Origin of the sequence: Vulcanisaeta distributa DSM 14429, assembly GCF_000148385.1 — an archaeon.
Lineage (GTDB): Archaea > Thermoproteota > Thermoprotei > Thermoproteales > Thermocladiaceae > Vulcanisaeta > Vulcanisaeta distributa.
Map to the genome: position 1 here is coordinate 1,760,118 of NC_014537.1, position 17,061 is coordinate 1,777,178.

Genomic DNA, 17,061 nt, shown 5'->3' on the forward strand with positions numbered 1-17,061 from the left:
TCATTTTCTCTGAGCACCCGAAGTTAAAAAAAGTCCCGCGAGATAGAAGATTCTGATGGTTATGGGTTTAAGAAGGAGGTGGTTGTTGGTGGTTTTGGTTGTTGCTGTTGCTGTCTTCTCCTCAGTCCTTGCTTTCCATGTGGTTAATAGGTTGGGGAGTAAAGCCGTTGGTCAGGTGGATCAGGCAGGCCTTAATACCGTAAATAAGCCAGCACTAATAGGCATTAACGTGACTATCTACGTCATCGGACCAACAACACTCACCCAAGAGTTAGCCAGCATGGGCATTAACCCATCACTAATCAAACCAATAACCATAAACCAAATAACAAACACGCAAAATAATAGTGTTGTTGTTATTGATTGGGATTCTTTATTGAGTTATTCGGGTGGTAATTACTCAGTGATCATCGGCGTCCTGAGTACGTTATTTAAGAGGGGTGACTTGGTGATTATTCATGTATCAAGTACTGAGGAAAGCCCACTGGTAATATGGGCCTTAGCTCGGTCATGGGCCAGGGCCTACGGCAGTAAAATAACGACCTACCCAATCATCGCCGGGCAATACCTCTCAGCCTTCGGCAGTAAAAACGCACTGGTATTCGGCAGTAGCTACAAAACTAAAGACATAATAGGCATAATAACCAACTACCAACGAATAATCAGTACATGGGGTCATGAAGTAGGGTCAAACCAGGTATCGCTTCTTAATATTTACGAACCATATGAGTTACGGAGTACGACATTAACGAATGTTGATCCTTGTCAGAAGTATGTTCAAAATGCGAATAGCCTAGGCGGTGTCGTCTTTGATTATCAACCTTATTATAATGGCGTTGATACCGAGGCTTATAATGATGGCAATGGCACCCTCTACTACGATACGTGCATATTCGTTTACAACGGCAATGGGGAGCCATATATACCCGCTGGCGCTGCGCCGTATTACCCCGTGGTAACTGCTGCATGGATTGCCTATTCACCGTCAAGCACCATGATCGGTAACAATGGCTACATAAACTACTTCATAGGCACCATGGACCATGAGCTGGGGTGGGATTATTACCAAAGCAGCACCACTGATTCATACCTAGAGTATGAGAGTGGTGCGAACCCAATATCAACGTCATCAAATTACGTCGTGACATTCACAGTCGAGTTTGGAACTGGTGATGTGAATATCGCATTCGAGGTTGAGTATAGTGAATCACCATCATCCGTCAATATTCAGAGTGAGAATACAGCACCAACTACGAACACGGCGGCTGTTAATAACACCTGGTGGTTCTACATGGGTAGTAATCAACAGGCTAATCAGAAGTACATGGTGGCATTCGCCGAGGATGCCGATGAGTGGGTACTACCGCAGGGGCTCAATACTTATCAAACCGCCACCTTTAACAATGAACTAGGCGTTAATCTAGTCACGTCGGTGCAGGACATACCGTGCACTGCCTGGGTCTATAACTACGAGGTTATATGGACTCAAATCCAGTGGGTACTACAGTACAATCCAGGTTCATCACCACCAACAGGCTTCAGCGCCCAGATAGTAAATCAACAAAGCCCGTACGACATAACCGGAGTAACATCATACAGTGAATCCATACCATACATCTGCGGCGACATAACATAGTAGCAAGCAATGCCTCATCTTCTCCTCTAAATACCCAAAATTAAAAAGTCCCGCAGAATGAAAATCCTAGTGGTAGTCATGGGATTAAGAATGGGACGGTTATTTGTGGTGGTTATTTCAGTAATAGTTGCCGTCGTCCTTCTCTCAGTTCTTACCTTTCATGCAGTTAATGGGTTAGGGTATAAAGTCGTTGGTCGGGTGGGTCAGGCAAGTCCTAATGCCGTAGGTGGGTCGGCATTGGTAGGTATTAACGTGCCTATTTACGTTATTGGGCCGGCAACACTCATTCAGGGATTAATCAACGCAGGCATAAACCAATCAACAGTCAAACTAACAACCACAAACCAACTAACAACCCTACCAAACAACAGCATGATAATCATCGACTGGTCAGCAATAAAGCCGGACATTATAATAAACGACTCAGGTGGCAAGGTCGAGGTTAACTTAACAAGCCCAGTGATTCACGAGCTGGCTAACGCAATTGCCAGGGGTGATATTGTTGGCATATACGCAAACGCAAGCGATGAGAGCATTGTCGAATTCGTACTAGCCTATTCATGGGCTAAGGCAGTTAATAATGGGCTGATTTTAAACGGTGCAATGCTCAGGGAGGAAGTCCCAGACTATTTAATTGCTTACCCAGTAATCCCAGTGAGCGATAAAGAGCCAGTGGTGTTCGTTGCAAAGTGGGTTAGACCAAGAGGCCTGATCATAGGCCCAATATACCTAAATCAACTACCGCAGTTCATAGCAGGTATTATGAAGCCTATCCTTAGGTTGAAAGATCCATGCTATGCTGGGTATGAGCAATACATTGGCGGTTCTCAATTAAGCCCTGCACTTAGCATTTACTCAGTAGGCGACAGTACCCTCATATGGACAGCACCAATGTGGGTTGGCATATCTGATAGTGGTGTAGAGGGGTATATCGACGGCAATGGAACGTTCTATTGGGATACATGCCTCGCCGTGGCTAATTCGATTAATGAAGAGCAGTTAGGTGGATATAGCCCAACTTATTATCTAGCGGTTCAGGTTCTTGGCTATGAGAATTATTATGAATCCTCAACTATGTATGGTAATAATGGTTATGTTGTTTCACAGCTAGGGGCTATTGATTATTATTACGGATATCAACAATACAGCGCCGGCGTAACAAACGCATTCGTTGGTGATCAAGGTGGTGGTACGTTCAGTCCTAGTTCGTGGAATCCACGAGCAATAAGTAATACGGCTAGCTATACCGTGTCGTTTGGTGTAACCGTTACGGGAATTCCAAGCGTTAGTGTTAGCATATCATTACCCACCGGTACTAGTGAGAGTATTGGTGGTTCACTTAGCCCTGCCGAGACGACAAGTTTTAATGGCTGGACTGTGGAGGTGGCTAACATTACGTGGACCTTCAACATAGGTTATGGTGCTAACCAGCGGGATTTCCCAAATTCCTTTGAAGACCTAACACCGGCTAATATGTACTTATCAGGTTTAACATCGCAGAGCATGGCTGTGTTTAATGTTGATTTTGAGAATAATGTGGTCACGGCACAATACCCATGCGCCTATGAGGTTCATCAAACTACCTGGGCCGATATTGAGTGGGTGGTCATTGTTACCCCGCAATCAAGCACCATAGCCAACATATCAGGTAAACCATACATATACTCACAATCTCCACCGTATTCTTACGTAACCGGTACAACAACATATGCAGTGCCCATAATATGTCCACCCTGAGTAAATAAATTAGCGACATGAAGGAAAACACCAAACAGAGTAATGCAATTTTGAGGTAGCCCTTGGATTTATGGGGTTATGAGCATGGGCCTGCGTTGAAGTCTGCGTAAAACGTTGGTGCTGGGTAGTAATTGCTTAGGTTACTTACGTAGACCTGGTAATTAAACTCATAAACAATAGGGTTACCGTTACATGCGCCAGTTAAGGGTTCAGACGTAATACTTATTGATGATGAAATAGTGCTGATTGTCTCTGCATTGAAGGATATGCCCATTAATAGGTAGTTTAAAAATGGGTCTAACTCTGGGGGTATTGATATGCCCATGGCCTCGAGGATTGAGCCCATATCACCCGCAAGGGCAAAGAGGGGTGACGCACCCACCTGGGTGTCAATATCCCCTGCGGTAATATATCCTGTACCGCTTGGGAATGTTACCGTGTTGAATGCCTCATTATTGAGTAGTGTTTGTATGTAGTTCATCATCACCGTTGGATCCAGCGGCTCCGCCTCAAACTCATTAACGCTAGTATTGTTATAGGCTGCGAACCAAGTCACTATCACCCACCGCACAGCCTCAACAGTGCCAATGCAGGGATCACCCAATGGCCCTATACACTCATACTCCGTATAATTAGCAATCTCAAGATAACCAACTATGGCAATGCCATAAGCACCGGCGCTGGAAATACTGGGCGCTGAGACGGCATAATTTGCGCTCACATTTGCATATTCGCATAAAGGCGTTATTGGTACCAATGGATTTGTGAAGTAGCATTCATAATTTAATAGCGTATAGTTATTTTGGTTACTTTGTAGTTGTAGTGTGTAGCCTGTTCCGGGTATTTCTATATTGACTCCGGTGTTTGTTGGTATTGCCAGTGATAGGGTGAAGCCAGCCCCGGTGTAGGTGGATTGACTAAGCTCAATGCCCACCCGAACATCACTCTCACCCACGTAGTCCACCTCCGACGACCGTATTACCTGAGCCACCACTGGGAATGGTGCGTCATCCTGAGTCAGTAGTACCGTGTTAAGTTGCCAATACCAACACTCCTCCCCACCCCTGTAGGTACCACCACCAACGAATACACAACCAGCGGATGCTGTGCTTGGTGGTTGTGTTGATGGGTCTTGGAAGGATAAGGCACCCGTGGCATTCACGGTCAACCCGACCTTCACAACCCTCGTATAATTAATTACAACATCAACAACCGAGCCCCTAGCAAGCACTGGTATTATTGGTACAGTGACAAACCCAGTGACCACGGAGGGGCCCTTGCTCGTATTCGTTATTGTGCTTATGAAGAGGATTATTGACGGGCCAGCCATGTCCGGGGTCATCCTTAGGTAATTATCAAGTTCGAGTGCATACGCCGTGTAATTGCCCACGTCTATCACGAAATCCGTTGAATTACTCAGGTAATGCCCAACATCAACAAAACCACCAACGGAGGGGCCCGTGGCGTATATGAAGAACCTGGCGTTGGTGTGGGGGTACGGTGTGGGGGCGTTGGTGATGGCAATGTTTATGAGTGGGTACTCATTCGGTGGGCCAAAGGTAAGTATGTTTAGGGGCCAGGGTAATTCGGGATACCTAACGTACTCAACCACATAGCCAGGTCCGACGTACTTAAGGACGGTACGGCCCATATGCGCGTAGGTGAATAATGAGGCGTAGGCAATCACCATCACGAGTAACACTATGAACAACCACCTACGGTGTTTAAACCCCATAACCATATAAAATCCCTCACTTCATGGGGCTTTTTTACTTTGGGTGTTCAGTTAAAGTGAGTCGAGCATTTATTGCTTGGTTCTGCTTCATGTGATTGAGCACCTGTTGATTCGCCCTTAAAACATACACGGCAATGAACTAAGCAAACACAAAGACAACAAGGCATAAATCAAGGAAAGGAAACACGTCAAGCAAGACCATGAAACACCATAAAACAAAGAAACGAAAACTGGTGGACCGGCCGGGATTTGAACCCGGGATCTCCCGCGTGCGAGGCGGGCATCCTTCCAGGCTAGACTACCGGCCCGGGAAGAACCGGGAGCCAAGGAATTTAAGTTTTTAGCCTTGGGCTGTTGCAGTGATGACTTTATTGTTTTTGAGTGGGTTATTGGCTTATGTGTGCCTCGAATTATGTGGAGTATTTCTTGTTTAATTCATCAACTATGCGTATTACCTCTTCGTAGGGTGGTTCAACACCCGGGTTATCACTGACCCACTTGTAAACCACAATGCCTTTAGGATCAAGTATGAACACGGCCCTTTTGGCGACGCCTTTAAGGCCGAGTAAGTTTTCGTGGATGACCCCATACTTCGTAATCATCTCCTTATTGAAGTCGCTCAATAATGTGAAGTTTAGCCTATTCGCTTCCTTAAATGCCTTGAGTGTGAATGGCGTGTCCACGCTTATAGCTATAACCTCAGCGTTGGCTTTGTTTAGCAGCGCCATCCTATCCCTGAATGTGCATAACTCCTTTGTGCATACTGGCGAGAAGGCCGCTGGGAAGGTTAATATGACCACGAACCTCTTACCGAGGAATTCAGATAACCTCCTTAGTTTCAACTCAGTGTCCAGGAGCTCAAAGTCCGGGGCCCTTTCCCCAACCTCAACCATGATGATCAGGTAACCATGGCGTCCCAACCTTAAATAATTGAGGTTATAATTCATAAATTAGTAATAGGCATTGGGGTTGTTACAAAATTAAGAATTAATTAATGGATTAGGGTGTACGGGAATTAGTAATAAGTTTGTAAGGGATTCTGAATAAGCATTATTTAACGGCCCAACCACGCACTCACCAATGACAAGTGACGCCAAAGGTAAAAGACCGAGTAATGCGGGCATAAGTGGTAGGAGGAGGTTCCTGACCATGCTACTAACCGCCGGTGCTGCTGCAATGCTCGCAAGCATGTTACCCAATGTAATAACTAATAACGGCAAAAACACTGAAAGTACCTTCGCCAATAACTCCGTAACCTCTTCTGCAGTTAATGAATCCAGGTTAAATCAATCAATCACTAATGAGTCCGCGGTCAACATAACCGTACCAACCACATCACACATATCGGCCATTAAGACCTTCCCCACAAACAGGACGCAGCAGGTAAACGTCAGTTCAGTTTCTGTAGGCAATGCCGTAAATAACACGGGTAGTACCAGTAATGTTACTAACGTAAGTCTAACGCCACTGGATGACTGGTATATCGTACAAATAGGGCCCACACCTCAGGTAAATGTCGGCAGTTATACGCTGGTAATTGATGGGCTTGTGAATAATCCATTGAGCCTGACCTACCCTGAGTTAACGAGTATGCCTACTAAAACGATCCTAGACACAATACAGTGCGTTTCAGATCCGTACTTCCTAAGGGCAGTAGTTGAGTGGACTGGCGTGCCATTGAAGTACGTGTTGAATCTTGCAGGTATCCAATCAAGTGCGACTAAGGTAATACTCTATGGGGCTGATGAGTACACAAGTGATTTACCGTTGTGGAAGGCAATGGAGGATGACACACTGATCGCATTCATGGCTAATGGACAACCACTATTAAGGACCCACGGTTATCCCGTAAGATTGGTCGTACCTAGGTGGTGGGGCTATAAATACGTGAAATGGCTGGTTAAGATCACGGTGACTAACGAGAATTACCTGGGCTATTGGGAGTCGAGGGGTTACCCAGACGTTGCTAAGAAGAACGGTGATTAATAATGCAGTCCCTACGTATTGGCGATCTACGCATCAATAAGACCGCACTGATATACCCTGGTATTCTAACGATGGTCTTAGCGATGTATCTCAAGTCATGGATCATCGCAGTACCCGGTATTGCAATGGCGGTTTACCCAGCCCTTAGCATCAATATTTCCGACTCAATATACTCACCGAGTTTTCAAAGGAGGACTGCATGGATATTACTTGCGCTATCCATTGCCGAGGCAATTACGGGGTTTGGCGCTGGGCCCACGACTTCGTCCATAGTGTACTCCCTAACGTTCGGCACCTTGACGAGAGGGCTAGCTCTTCAATTGCACATACTATTAATCGCACCGCTATCGCTCTTCTTCATACTACATATAGCCAGTGGCATTGGTCTCGCATTAATAAGGAGGAGGATTACCTGGAAACCACTTTACACCTACGTCATACTCTCAATGCTCATAGCACTCTTCACAATCACCATGTACCTCTACAGCTTATTAGTAATTATTTAATTAAGCACGGCATCGACGTTACCTCGCATTTTTGCTTAGGGTAATAGGTTTTTAACCCATTGATTTAATGAGTATGTTGATGAGTAATGATAAGCAGCCGGTGCAAGCAGGGCAGGTTATTAATCAGGAAATGCTCGTGACCGGGATACTAACGTCAGTCAAGCCACTGATACAGGTGGTGCTGGCGGACCTAGTTAATGACCCAAACCTAAGGAAGATAGTTATAGCGTCAATGCTCTCGGTAATTAACGACAAGGAGTTCAGGTCGTCGCTCAAGGCATTAATAATCGAGATCCTGCGTGATGAGAATGTTAGGCGTGAACTCCGCGACTTCCTGAGGGATGTTGGCAATCCACTACGTCTTCTACTGCCTCCGTAAAACCTGGATTAATTTGGGATTTTGTTATTTTTACTGGTGTGCCGGGATTCATTTATTTTAGCAATACATTAACAGTGATCAATGAGTTCGCAGGTAGACCCAATACAGATAGCTCGATTACCTGAGAATCAGCGTGAGCAGCAAATAAGGTCAATACTACAAATGCTATTCACACTAAAGGAGGACCAGGCATTCCAGGCACTACGTGGAGTCATTGAGACCCTCGCCAGTAGGGCCACTGATGATGAGTACATTAATTGGTGCAAAACCACGATGAAGATCCTGGCCTCGTACCCAGACGAGGTTGTTAAGGCAGGGCTGGCATTAAGAAGTAGGGTGGTCTCCAGCCTGGATAAGAACCTTCAGAGTAGGGATCAGGCTATTGTGGGTAGGGTTTTGCAACTTCTTGATGAGAATACGCGGCAGAAGTTGATTAGGAATATGAAGTGAGTGTCTTCGGCTTCGTCAAAAGAATTAAATTTATCTTCCTTATCCTTAAACCCGCGGTAAATGCCCTCAGTGATTTATTGGTGTGATGACTTAAACGTGCCAGTACTTAGTAAGGACTTGGGGGCTAGGCGCTGCTCATCGATGAGTATCACCAGGATTACCAAACCTGGTGATGTTAGGCCTGCCTTTCCCGCAGATGTCGAGATTACGAGGAGGGCCGTGATTAATGAGTTTGGGAGTGAGGAATTGGCTAAATTATTAATACCCGATAATGAGGTCATCCTCCTCAATAAGATACCTGGTTATGCCGATCAGGCTGATGAGGTTATTGTGAGGGGTAGGGTGGTTGGTCATAGGTTTTATGATATAGAAAGAAGGATGTGGAGGTTCAGGCCGTTGTACGAGGGCATTACTGAGATGATCAATAGGGGCCTTGGTTACTGGGCAATAATTAAGATGGATAGGTTACCCGGGAAATACGATGTTCATAGAGAATCAATAATTAGGGGTAATTTACCCAGCGAGAAGTACGTGCATGTCGCGGTGTCCACGGAGGACGGTAGGTACCACGGCGTTGCCAAGTCAATGAGGGGTGGTAGGCTCAGGATAATTAAGAGCTGGATAGCGAAGGGGCCATTACCAAGCCCCAAACCTAGCACATTAAAGGACTTCATTGAGTTGAATAGGGAGTATATAGAGCATAAGGCGGGAAAGGCCGTGAATTTCCTGAGGAAGGTCTTCGATGAGTATAAGAGGCCTGTCGTGGTTTCATACTCAGGCGGTAAGGACTCCCTGGTAGCCCTTGACCTAGTGGCGAGGACTGGCGTTAAATTCTATATATTATTTAACGACACAGGTCTTGAACCACTGGAGTCCTATGACAATGTTAAGGAGGTTGCGAAGTTCTACAATGCTGAGTTAATCATAGCCTCGGCAGGGGATAAGTACTGGAGGGCTATTAGGGAGTTCGGGCCACCGGCCAGGGATTACCGCTGGTGCTGCAAGGTGATAAAGCTTGGGCCAATAACCGATGAGATGCTGCGCAGGTTTCCAATGGGTTTCATAAGCGTTGTTGGTCAGAGGGCCTTCGAGTCATTCCAAAGGGCTAAGATGCCCAGGGTTTCAGTTAGTAGGTGGGTTACTAAGGATATCGTTGTTGCACCGATACAGGACTGGACGGCACTGGAGGTTTGGGGTTACATACTGCTGAGGAACCTGCCCTACAACAAGGCCTATGAGTATGGCTTTGACAGGCTTGGCTGTGTCATATGCCCAGCCAATGAGTTGGGCGAGTTCGAGATCGTGCGTAGGAGATACCCCGGTATTTACATGAGACTTCGTGAGGTCCTCAAGGAGTTCTCGACGAGTCAGGAATTGCCGGGGGAATTCATTGATTACGGTCTCTGGCGCTGGAGAAGGGGCTTACCAGGCGATATCCGTAGTCGGGTTAAGGTGAGTCTCAGGGTTAAGTACCCAGTTAGGCTTAGTGGTGATGGTGAGTCGTTGATTATTGATGTTGATAAACCCATCAACACGAGCACCTTCACGGAGTTCTTAAAGATGCTCGGTTCAGTGGAGGGCACTGACGGATCATACATTGTGAGGGGAAAGTTTGGAGAGGCTGAGGTCAGGGTTGGGCAGGGTAACAAGGTGCTTATTTCCTCGGCCAGTAAGGAGTTGAGGATTCATATTGCAGGCTTTGTGGCTAGGGCATCAATATGCGGTGAGTGCAATCTATGCATTAACTGGTGCCCAACAAAGGCCCTGAGGCGCGTTGGTTCCGGCCCATCATTCATTGTTGATGAGAGTAAATGCATAAACTGCCTGCTTTGTTCCAAGGCATGCCCATCAGCTCAATACCTAGTATACCGTAACCCTGAAATTCACGGAACCTGAGTTTATTACCTTATTAATTATTTAGTGAGTGTTTTATTGATGGATAAGGAGGAGGCCGTTAGGGCCATTTACCACCTAGTTAATTGGTTAGTGAACCCAAATGAGGAGTTTAGTACAGTGCTTCAGTACTTGAATGAGTTGTGTATGGAGTTTGGCACCTGCGTTAAGGTTGATGAACCGACGAGGGTATCAGTCATGAAGGCAATTATAGAGGTTGTGATGGAGTTACTTAGTAAATGCGATAAAAATTAATTCCAGCAATACTCGCTTAATCAATGGGTTGGTTAGAAGAGCTTAGGGGTAGAATAGAAATAACACGGAAAAAGGTATCAGTCCTCATTGACGTATAGCCATAATGCCGTCGCTACACTATCGAGGACGCCCCTGAAAAACCTCTCCTCAAGCTCCTTTAAGTCGCCCTCAAACCTATTACCCAAATACTCACCATCCAACAATGCCTTAAGTCTCTTGAAATCAACTATCCCAGCAAACACCAACTCACCATTAATGAAAATACTCGGTACAGACCTAACATCTCTAACTTATTGATTAATCTATAGTCAATGTGTGTCATTGTGGGTGAGACCCTCGATGATTGGTAGTTGTTCCTCAGTAATTCATGGGTGGCTAGGTCCACGTCACCCGTGACCATTAGGTCGTAGTGCCGCTGAAACCCACTCCTTGGTACTGCTGCTGTATATGCAGTAATGCCGAGCAGCAGCTTTAGGCGGTGCATAGATTTAACAAGCCCAACGCACCTCCTTAATTCCTTGATTAGTGCCTTGGGCATTATCTTTGCGGTTGTTGTTTTGTGTCCTCTAATTTTAAGTTGGTGTTTTGTTGTTTTGTTTGATGGGCCTCGCCAGGTTTTTAATTGCCGGCTTCGTCGGTGCTTTGCTTTTCCTATCCCTTTACTTCCTCGTTATTTGGCTTCAGTCTAGCTTGATCGCAAACCCAATGTTCATGGGTAGCCTCGGTTTGGGTTCACCGTTTATAATTCATGTTGGTTGTGTTGGGATTAACCCAGTGCCAATAATCATCGACGCCGTTGTCTTAGCCGTACTCGCTCTGAACCTCGACTCAGTGGGTGGGTTAATTAGGGCTTTAAAGCTGACGATGACCTCCTCAGTAATCATAGCCTCAATAGCCTCATTTGCCTACTCAATCGTGATTCATAGCCTAAGCGGCTTGGTCATTTACGAGGTCAACTCACTCACCATGCTCGCGGCTTTGATGATCGGCGTGATTGCAATGATGGCAATCTGCATTATGGCCAAAGCCACTGAGTGCCTTAGGCCCAGTGCGCTGGCTTTAATCACCTACGCCAATGCATTGATCATAGACTACCTAGTCGATGCCCTGAACTCAGTGACTATAGCCATCGCGAAGGGGCTATTCCGAATTCGCTGGCGTATTCCCTGAGTGAGGAGTCCAGCATGAGCGCGTACCTAAGCCCAACCCTCCTCCTCACTGCCTCCAGCCAGTTCCTGACCATAGACCCGCTTATTGGCACGCCCTGGAGGGTCTGGTTCACCCACGTCATGCATAGCCCCAACGCATTAGGCGCACGGCCTAACGTATTTTTAAATTCATGAGAAACCCATTACTTTGATGAGCGCGGGAAACCTGCAAATCGGGGTAGGGAGTGGAAGCCAGCCCGTGGGCCCTGGGCCAATATGCTGGGGTGTCAAGTCAGGTAAAAGGCTGGTGTGTGGCGAGCCAGTAAACGACCTGAGGGTTGTTGATGAGGTAATGAGGCTAGTCGACGAGTTCCTAAGTAGGGTTGAGAGGCACAAAGCCGTGCTGCTGAGTGATTCGAGCACGCCGTTTGACTACGCCGTTGATGCGATGATTAATTGGTTACAGGCGATTGAGGGGAGAATCAAGGAAGGCAGCGATGAGAATACCGCAAACTTAAGGAGGGCAATGCGTGAAGCAGGCAAGAAAATGCTAGAGCTGGCAAGGCAAGCAAGGGAGGAGTGGCTCAGCACCTATCGGGAAGAACTCGGGGAGTTGCTTGGGAAGCTGAGGAGTGGTGAGGCGACGGTAGTAATACGCGGTGAACCACTCAACATTGATAAGTCATTCACAGTACTCCTATACACTGACCACCTGGCGGTTAAGGTCGAGAGAGTTGCTAAGTCGGGAAGCATAACAGTGAGTATAATGCTGACCGGGCTTGATGGTGTGCACGTGATTACGCCAAAGCTATTCAGCGATGATTTGTTAAGACCAATGCGGTATGGCCTGCTCATGACCGACGCCACAATCGATAAGGGCTACCCGCAAATGGATACTAACCAACTTTGGCAGGCCGTGGTTTGGCCGTTAACATGGCCTGGGAGGAACTACGTGTTCATAAGTAGCTTAGGTATTAATGATGGTGATGTAAAGATTACGTGGCAATTGACGGCTATTGACCATAGAGGTGTCTTCGGGAGTAAGGCTGAGGTCGCTGAGGAGGTGCTTAGGCTCGATGACAATGCATTCATAACCTTCCTGCTCACCGCAGTCCTAGGCGATGGCAGTGTTGATACAGAGAAGGAGAGGGAGAGCATTAGGCTCACAATCGGCAATTCGAAGTATGGGCTGTGGAGGGGCATTGTCGAGAGGATGGTGAGCCTCGGCTTCAAGGAGCACGATAATAAGCGCTTGAAAGTGAAGGTAATCGGTATTTACTCCTCGAGGGCCGTCGCGCTGGCTCAGAGGTGGCTTGGCGACCTATTGATTAGGGCTTTGGTCGAGGACTTGAGCCAACTGCCCGATGCAGAGAAGCTTAGGCGATTATTGACGCTGGCAAGCTTGAGGATTAAGCCGTTGGGTAGGTCGATGGTTGAGGTCATCGATGGCGTATCAATGAATGTGCACGTGGGTGGTAGTGGTTATGTTGAGTTGAGGGCTGTGCGTAGGAATCGCGAGGATGCGTTGGCGATCCAAGAGAGACTAAGGAACGCCGGCTACGACGCCATGCTTAGGGAGTTAAAGGATGGGTTCGTGGTCTCCATAATCAATGACGAAATAAAGATGCACCCAGGGCTGGTCGCCGAGGTCTGCAAGATACTTAGGAGGATGCACGAGGAGGCAATAAGCGAGGGGAATAAAAGGAGGGCTTGGAGGGTAGCTAAGGCAATGAAGAAACTAAACTGCCCCGCCCAAGGGCCCACGGGCCTAAAACAATTTCCTTATTCCCTTAACTTACTTTATTTGGCTTAATGAATTGTTGGGTACCTTCAGAGAGTGCGCCTGAGACTTGATGATGGCTCGTGTCCCTGATCATCTTCATCCTCATTATTTCTATTCGCCGCTGAGGCTATTATGAATTTCGTTAATCTATGGCAGGAGGAGGGTGAGCCGTGGGAATTGGCCCTTGATCATATTATTGAAGCCAAAAAAGTCTTTACGCAATTTATTAATGCCCCATCATGGCGAAGCATTGCTGCTGTGCCGAGTGCCACGTATGGGTTAAATGCGTTATTATCTGCCATGGAGTTTAGGCCTGGTAGTAACGTGGTCATTAGTTCGCTCAACTTCCCAACGGGTGTCTTCTCATTCCACGCTCTTAGGTCCCGCGGCTTAATTAGGGAGGTTAGGATCGCGAGGTCCGTTAATGGGTACGTGCCTCTGGAGGAGTATGAGAGGCTCATTGATGATAATACTGCCATTGTATTTGTTGATTATGTTTCCTGGATAACGGGTTATAGGGAGAGGATTAGGGAGATTGCTGAGATTGCGCATGCGAGAGGTGCGGTGCTAATAAGCGACGCGTTTCACGCAGTCGGCGTTTTACCAATTGATGTAACTAAGGATGGTGTTGATGCCTTAATTACAGGTTCATATAAATGGTTACTTGGCCCGCATGGTGCCGGCTTTGTCTACGTTAGCGACGAGTTATTGAGCAGGCTTAAACCATCATTATCGGGTTGGATGGGGATTGATGATAACCAAGTGAGTAGGAGGTTAAGGAGTGAGAAATTGTTTGAGAGGCCAATAGACATCAGTACGTACATGCCCGCCAAGGATGCTGCAAGGCTTGAGTGGGGTACGTGGCCAATAATCGCATTCGAAGGGACCTTGGCATCCATGAAGTTACTGCTTAAGTACGAGGTGCCTCATAGGTTTGAGGAGCATACTAGTAAGTTAATTATGCGTCTGGCGGATTCACTAGGGGATTTGGGGCTTAAGATAACGACACCACTTAATAGCCACGCAGCAATACTGACCTTCGAGTACTCAGACCCCTACGGACTTGCTGAGTTCCTCAGTAGGAATGGTATCGTGGTCTCTCCAAGGCCCGGTACCATCAGAGTATCACCGCATGGTTATAACACTGTTGAGGAGATTGAGAGGTTAATAGAGGCCCTTAGAGCGTACATTAGGTCTAGGGCTTAATCAGTGATTTCTTCCTTAATAACCACCAATCCCTCCCATTACTTATTGCCTCTTCAAGCGGATCCTTAACGCCCAACTCATTAAATGCCCTCCTCCTGGCAAGGCACCCGCTACATTGGCCGCATGGTACATCGTAATTATTATGGCAGGACCACGTGTACTCAAAGGGCACGCCCAATTTAAGGCCTAGTCTAACGACATCGGTCTTACTTAACCCTGAGAGCGGCGCTATGACCCTGAGCCCCCTGGCCCTGCCTATGTAGGTACCTATTGTTAATGCCCTTGAGATAAACCTCCTGAATTCCCTCGACGTATCCGGGAAGTACTTCGTATCGTCGGCGTTATGGCCGGCCACTATCGTATCTATCCCAAATACCTCTGCGTAGTACGCGGCGACGGCGTATATTATGGCGTTCCTCGCGGGTATCGTACTTGGGTGAGCGTTCCTTAGGTGGCTCGGTCTTTCATCATCATTATTCCATAGTTCATCAACCTCCCTCATAAATGGCAGGTCAACCTCAATCAATTTCGTATTTGTTAACCTGGCGAGTTCCCTCGCCGACTCCCTCTCACGTTCTCCCCTGCCCGGGTAATTTATTGATAGGGCAATCACGTCATAGCCCCGAGACTTAAGTAGGTATAGAGCAACGGCTGAATCAATACCTCCCGACAGCAGTAGTATGGCTTTTTTCTTCATTCATAAATGAGCACACCATTATTATTAATAAGTAGTTTGTGATTATTCATTGAGGTTATGCATTAAAATCAAGTAACCATATCATTAAGTAATATGACTAGGGACCCAATCGGCGAGGCTATAATCCATTATGCCCTTAATGTTAAGTTTGAGGACTTGGATCAACAGGTCATTAATGAGGTTAGGCGTAGGGTCCTTGATAGTCTTGGCGTCGCCCTGGCAGCCTTCATGGCAGAGCCCGTTAAGATAGCCAGGGGAATTGCTAAGAATCATCGGTCAAATGTTGAGGCCACACTATGGGGCACACTTGATGCATCATCAATTGAATGGGCAGTGTTTACAAACGCGCTCATGGTTAGGTACCTTGATTATAATGATACATACCTGAGCAAGGAGCCCTTACACCCAAGTGACATGATACCGGCATTGCTGGCGGCCGCTGAGTACAGGGGATTGAGTGGTAAGGACTTGGTAACGGCCATAGCCACCTCGTACGAGATAGGCGTTAGGCTTTGCGATGCGGGTAGCCTTAGGCTTCATGGTTGGGATCACGTTAATTATATAGGCATCGCGGTCACGGCGGGGCTCGCGAAACTCATGGGCCTCAGTGAGAATGAGGCTTTGAACGCGTTATCAATCGCTACAGTGCCTCATGCAGCCATGAGGCAGTCAAGGGTTGGTGAGCTGAGCCATTGGAAGGCAGCTGCAACTGCTAACTCCTCAAGGAATGCCGTGTTCGCAGTATTGCTTGCTAAGGAGGGTTTCACGGGGCCTGATGCGCCATTGAAGGGTGAGATGGGTTTCATAAGGCAGTTACTGGCTGGGGACTTCAATGATAAGTTAATACTTGACCTGGGCTCAATGCCGAGTCCAAAGAGGATCCTGGACACGTACATAAAGCCATACCCAGTGGAGTACCATGCGCAGTCAGCGGTTGATGCGGCTAGGATCATTAGGCAAGAGTATGGAAAGGCCATAGAGCCTGATGATGTTGAGTTAATAACGATAGACACGTTTAAGGCTGCTTACGACATAATAGTTAAGGATCCCGAGAAGTGGGATCCAAAGACCAAGGAGACCGCTGACCACAGCCTAATGTGGGTAACAGCGGTAGCGCTGCTTTATGGTACTGTCGAGCTATATCACTATAAGCCCGAGAATATACGTGACCCCAGGGTACTCTCACTGATAAGGAAGATGAAGGTTAATGTCGACCCGGAGCTCGATAAGTTATACCCATCTGCAATACCCAATAGGATAACCGTGAAGTTTAAGGATGGTAAGGAGTTAACGGCTCGAGTAGATCATCCAAGGGGTCATCCAAAGAACCCAATGACGGATGAGGAGGTGGAGAATAAGTTTAGGAGGTTGACTGATGGCTTATTAACGCCGGGTCAGGTCAATACCGTGATAAACCTCGTGAAAAACCTCGAAAATTTAAAGGATATTAAGCAGGTCCTTAAGGCTATAGTTATATGAGCGCATAATACATAAACCGTTATCCATGATCGCCTAATACATGTATAGTGACTATTTTATCACAGATGTAAAACACTGTGAGTGTTGTTATTTTCAATTATAGTTCACATGGTACGGTATTGTATCATCGTGATTTTATCGATTATTAATAACTTTTGCATATTATAAAAT

At 46.7% G+C, this 17,061-nt stretch carries 17 protein-coding genes and 1 tRNA gene; 12 read left to right on the forward strand and 6 right to left on the reverse strand.

Annotation, left to right across the window (positions count from 1 at the left end):
- The first annotated feature begins 55 nt into the window (after window positions 1-55).
- Both VDIS_RS09220 and VDIS_RS09225 read left to right on the forward strand, forming a co-directional pair.
- Window positions 56-1,636, forward strand: coding sequence for a hypothetical protein (locus tag VDIS_RS09220; RefSeq protein WP_013336969.1), 1,581 nt, complete (start codon window positions 56-58; stop codon window positions 1,634-1,636).
- 108 nt (window positions 1,637-1,744) lie between these two features.
- Window positions 1,745-3,373, forward strand: a complete 1,629-nt coding sequence (locus VDIS_RS09225) for a hypothetical protein (RefSeq protein WP_245522501.1) — start codon at window positions 1,745-1,747, stop codon at window positions 3,371-3,373.
- Between the two features lie 76 nt (window positions 3,374-3,449).
- Here the strand turns inward: VDIS_RS09225 and VDIS_RS09230 are convergent, their stop codons facing one another.
- The 3 genes from VDIS_RS09230 to VDIS_RS09240 form a co-directional block, all read right to left on the reverse strand.
- Window positions 3,450-5,114, reverse strand: coding sequence for a hypothetical protein (locus VDIS_RS09230; protein ID WP_013336971.1), 1,665 nt, complete (start codon window positions 5,112-5,114; stop codon window positions 3,450-3,452).
- A gap of 225 nt (window positions 5,115-5,339) precedes the next feature.
- Window positions 5,340-5,416: transfer RNA gene (locus VDIS_RS09235), tRNA-Ala, on the reverse strand.
- A gap of 102 nt (window positions 5,417-5,518) precedes the next feature.
- On the reverse strand, window positions 5,519-6,001 hold the full coding sequence (locus tag VDIS_RS09240; RefSeq protein WP_171804857.1) for a peroxiredoxin: 483 nt from the start codon (window positions 5,999-6,001) through the stop codon (window positions 5,519-5,521).
- Between the two features lie 187 nt (window positions 6,002-6,188).
- Here VDIS_RS09240 and VDIS_RS09245 point away from each other — a divergent pair, with 187 nt between their 5' ends.
- The 6 genes from VDIS_RS09245 (at window position 6,189) to VDIS_RS09270 (ending at window position 10,577) form a co-directional block, all read left to right on the forward strand.
- On the forward strand, window positions 6,189-7,094 hold the full coding sequence (locus tag VDIS_RS09245; RefSeq protein ID WP_013336973.1) for a molybdopterin-dependent oxidoreductase: 906 nt from the start codon (window positions 6,189-6,191) through the stop codon (window positions 7,092-7,094).
- Window positions 7,095-7,096: 2 nt separating this feature from the next.
- On the forward strand, window positions 7,097-7,600 hold the full coding sequence (locus tag VDIS_RS09250; protein WP_013336974.1) for a hypothetical protein: 504 nt from the start codon (window positions 7,097-7,099) through the stop codon (window positions 7,598-7,600).
- A gap of 79 nt (window positions 7,601-7,679) precedes the next feature.
- Window positions 7,680-7,979 carry a hypothetical protein gene (locus tag VDIS_RS09255; RefSeq protein WP_013336975.1) on the forward strand — a complete coding sequence of 100 codons (300 nt, stop codon included), beginning with the start codon at window positions 7,680-7,682 and terminating at the stop codon, window positions 7,977-7,979.
- An 81-nt stretch (window positions 7,980-8,060) separates the two neighbouring features.
- Entirely contained in the window at window positions 8,061-8,429 is a 369-nt protein-coding gene (locus VDIS_RS09260) for a hypothetical protein (protein ID WP_013336976.1), read from the forward strand.
- 60 nt (window positions 8,430-8,489) lie between these two features.
- Complete coding sequence (locus VDIS_RS09265) at window positions 8,490-10,325, forward strand: phosphoadenosine phosphosulfate reductase domain-containing protein (protein WP_013336977.1); 1,836 nt, start codon at window positions 8,490-8,492, stop codon at window positions 10,323-10,325.
- A 39-nt stretch (window positions 10,326-10,364) separates the two neighbouring features.
- The gene (locus VDIS_RS09270) at window positions 10,365-10,577 is read left to right on the forward strand and encodes a hypothetical protein (protein WP_013336978.1); all 213 of its coding nucleotides are present in this window, start codon (window positions 10,365-10,367) and stop codon (window positions 10,575-10,577) included.
- Window positions 10,578-10,654: 77 nt separating this feature from the next.
- On the opposite strand, the gene VDIS_RS12690 is transcribed toward VDIS_RS09270, so the two are convergent.
- Window positions 10,655-10,819 (reverse strand): glutaredoxin, encoded by a 165-nt coding sequence (locus tag VDIS_RS12690; protein WP_013336979.1) that lies wholly within the window; start codon window positions 10,817-10,819, stop codon window positions 10,655-10,657.
- A complete protein-coding gene (locus VDIS_RS12970; RefSeq protein ID WP_013336980.1) occupies window positions 10,804-11,115 on the reverse strand; it encodes a hypothetical protein in 312 nt (103 codons plus the stop codon). The genes VDIS_RS12690 and VDIS_RS12970 overlap by 16 nt, the downstream gene beginning before the upstream one ends.
- A 62-nt stretch (window positions 11,116-11,177) precedes the next feature.
- Here VDIS_RS12970 and VDIS_RS09280 point away from each other — a divergent pair, with 62 nt between their 5' ends.
- From VDIS_RS09280 to VDIS_RS09290, 3 genes are all read left to right on the forward strand, one after another.
- Window positions 11,178-11,747, forward strand: coding sequence for a hypothetical protein (locus VDIS_RS09280; RefSeq protein ID WP_013336981.1), 570 nt, complete (start codon window positions 11,178-11,180; stop codon window positions 11,745-11,747).
- A gap of 189 nt (window positions 11,748-11,936) precedes the next feature.
- Window positions 11,937-13,538, forward strand: coding sequence for a hypothetical protein (locus VDIS_RS09285; RefSeq protein ID WP_013336983.1), 1,602 nt, complete (start codon window positions 11,937-11,939; stop codon window positions 13,536-13,538).
- Window positions 13,539-13,640: 102 nt separating this feature from the next.
- Window positions 13,641-14,714 (forward strand): aminotransferase class V-fold PLP-dependent enzyme, encoded by a 1,074-nt coding sequence (locus VDIS_RS09290; RefSeq protein ID WP_013336984.1) that lies wholly within the window; start codon window positions 13,641-13,643, stop codon window positions 14,712-14,714.
- Here VDIS_RS09290 and VDIS_RS09295 read toward each other — a convergent pair.
- The gene (locus tag VDIS_RS09295; RefSeq protein WP_013336985.1) at window positions 14,704-15,411 is read right to left on the reverse strand and encodes a 7-cyano-7-deazaguanine synthase; all 708 of its coding nucleotides are present in this window, start codon (window positions 15,409-15,411) and stop codon (window positions 14,704-14,706) included. The genes VDIS_RS09290 and VDIS_RS09295 overlap by 11 nt on opposite strands.
- Window positions 15,412-15,504: 93 nt before the next feature.
- Here VDIS_RS09295 and VDIS_RS09300 point away from each other — a divergent pair, with 93 nt between their 5' ends.
- Window positions 15,505-16,890, forward strand: a complete 1,386-nt coding sequence (locus VDIS_RS09300) for an MmgE/PrpD family protein (protein WP_013336986.1) — start codon at window positions 15,505-15,507, stop codon at window positions 16,888-16,890.
- Window positions 16,891-17,061 lie beyond the last annotated feature (171 nt).

What these genes read in the sequence shown, in the direction of transcription:
- VDIS_RS09295 (WP_013336985.1), bottom strand. Translation starts at nt 15,411, where the DNA reads ATGAAGAAAAAAGCCATACTACTGCTGTCGGGAGGTATTGATTCAGCC.
- VDIS_RS09265 (WP_013336977.1), top strand. Translation starts at nt 8,490, where the DNA reads ATGCCCTCAGTGATTTATTGGTGTGATGACTTAAACGTGCCAGTACTT.
- VDIS_RS09285 (WP_013336983.1), top strand. Translation starts at nt 11,937, where the DNA reads ATGAGCGCGGGAAACCTGCAAATCGGGGTAGGGAGTGGAAGCCAGCCC.
- VDIS_RS09255 (WP_013336975.1), top strand. Translation starts at nt 7,680, where the DNA reads ATGAGTAATGATAAGCAGCCGGTGCAAGCAGGGCAGGTTATTAATCAG.
- VDIS_RS09290 (WP_013336984.1), top strand. Translation starts at nt 13,641, where the DNA reads ATGAATTTCGTTAATCTATGGCAGGAGGAGGGTGAGCCGTGGGAATTG.
- VDIS_RS09300 (WP_013336986.1), top strand. Translation starts at nt 15,505, where the DNA reads ATGACTAGGGACCCAATCGGCGAGGCTATAATCCATTATGCCCTTAAT.
- VDIS_RS09230 (WP_013336971.1), bottom strand. Translation starts at nt 5,114, where the DNA reads ATGGTTATGGGGTTTAAACACCGTAGGTGGTTGTTCATAGTGTTACTC.
- VDIS_RS09260 (WP_013336976.1), top strand. Translation starts at nt 8,061, where the DNA reads ATGAGTTCGCAGGTAGACCCAATACAGATAGCTCGATTACCTGAGAAT.
- VDIS_RS09220 (WP_013336969.1), top strand. Translation starts at nt 56, where the DNA reads ATGGTTATGGGTTTAAGAAGGAGGTGGTTGTTGGTGGTTTTGGTTGTT.
- VDIS_RS12970 (WP_013336980.1), bottom strand. Translation starts at nt 11,115, where the DNA reads ATGCCCAAGGCACTAATCAAGGAATTAAGGAGGTGCGTTGGGCTTGTT.
- VDIS_RS09240 (WP_171804857.1), bottom strand. Translation starts at nt 6,001, where the DNA reads ATGGTTGAGGTTGGGGAAAGGGCCCCGGACTTTGAGCTCCTGGACACT.
- VDIS_RS09280 (WP_013336981.1), top strand. Translation starts at nt 11,178, where the DNA reads ATGGGCCTCGCCAGGTTTTTAATTGCCGGCTTCGTCGGTGCTTTGCTT.
- VDIS_RS09245 (WP_013336973.1), top strand. Translation starts at nt 6,189, where the DNA reads ATGACAAGTGACGCCAAAGGTAAAAGACCGAGTAATGCGGGCATAAGT.
- VDIS_RS09250 (WP_013336974.1), top strand. Translation starts at nt 7,097, where the DNA reads ATGCAGTCCCTACGTATTGGCGATCTACGCATCAATAAGACCGCACTG.
- VDIS_RS09270 (WP_013336978.1), top strand. Translation starts at nt 10,365, where the DNA reads ATGGATAAGGAGGAGGCCGTTAGGGCCATTTACCACCTAGTTAATTGG.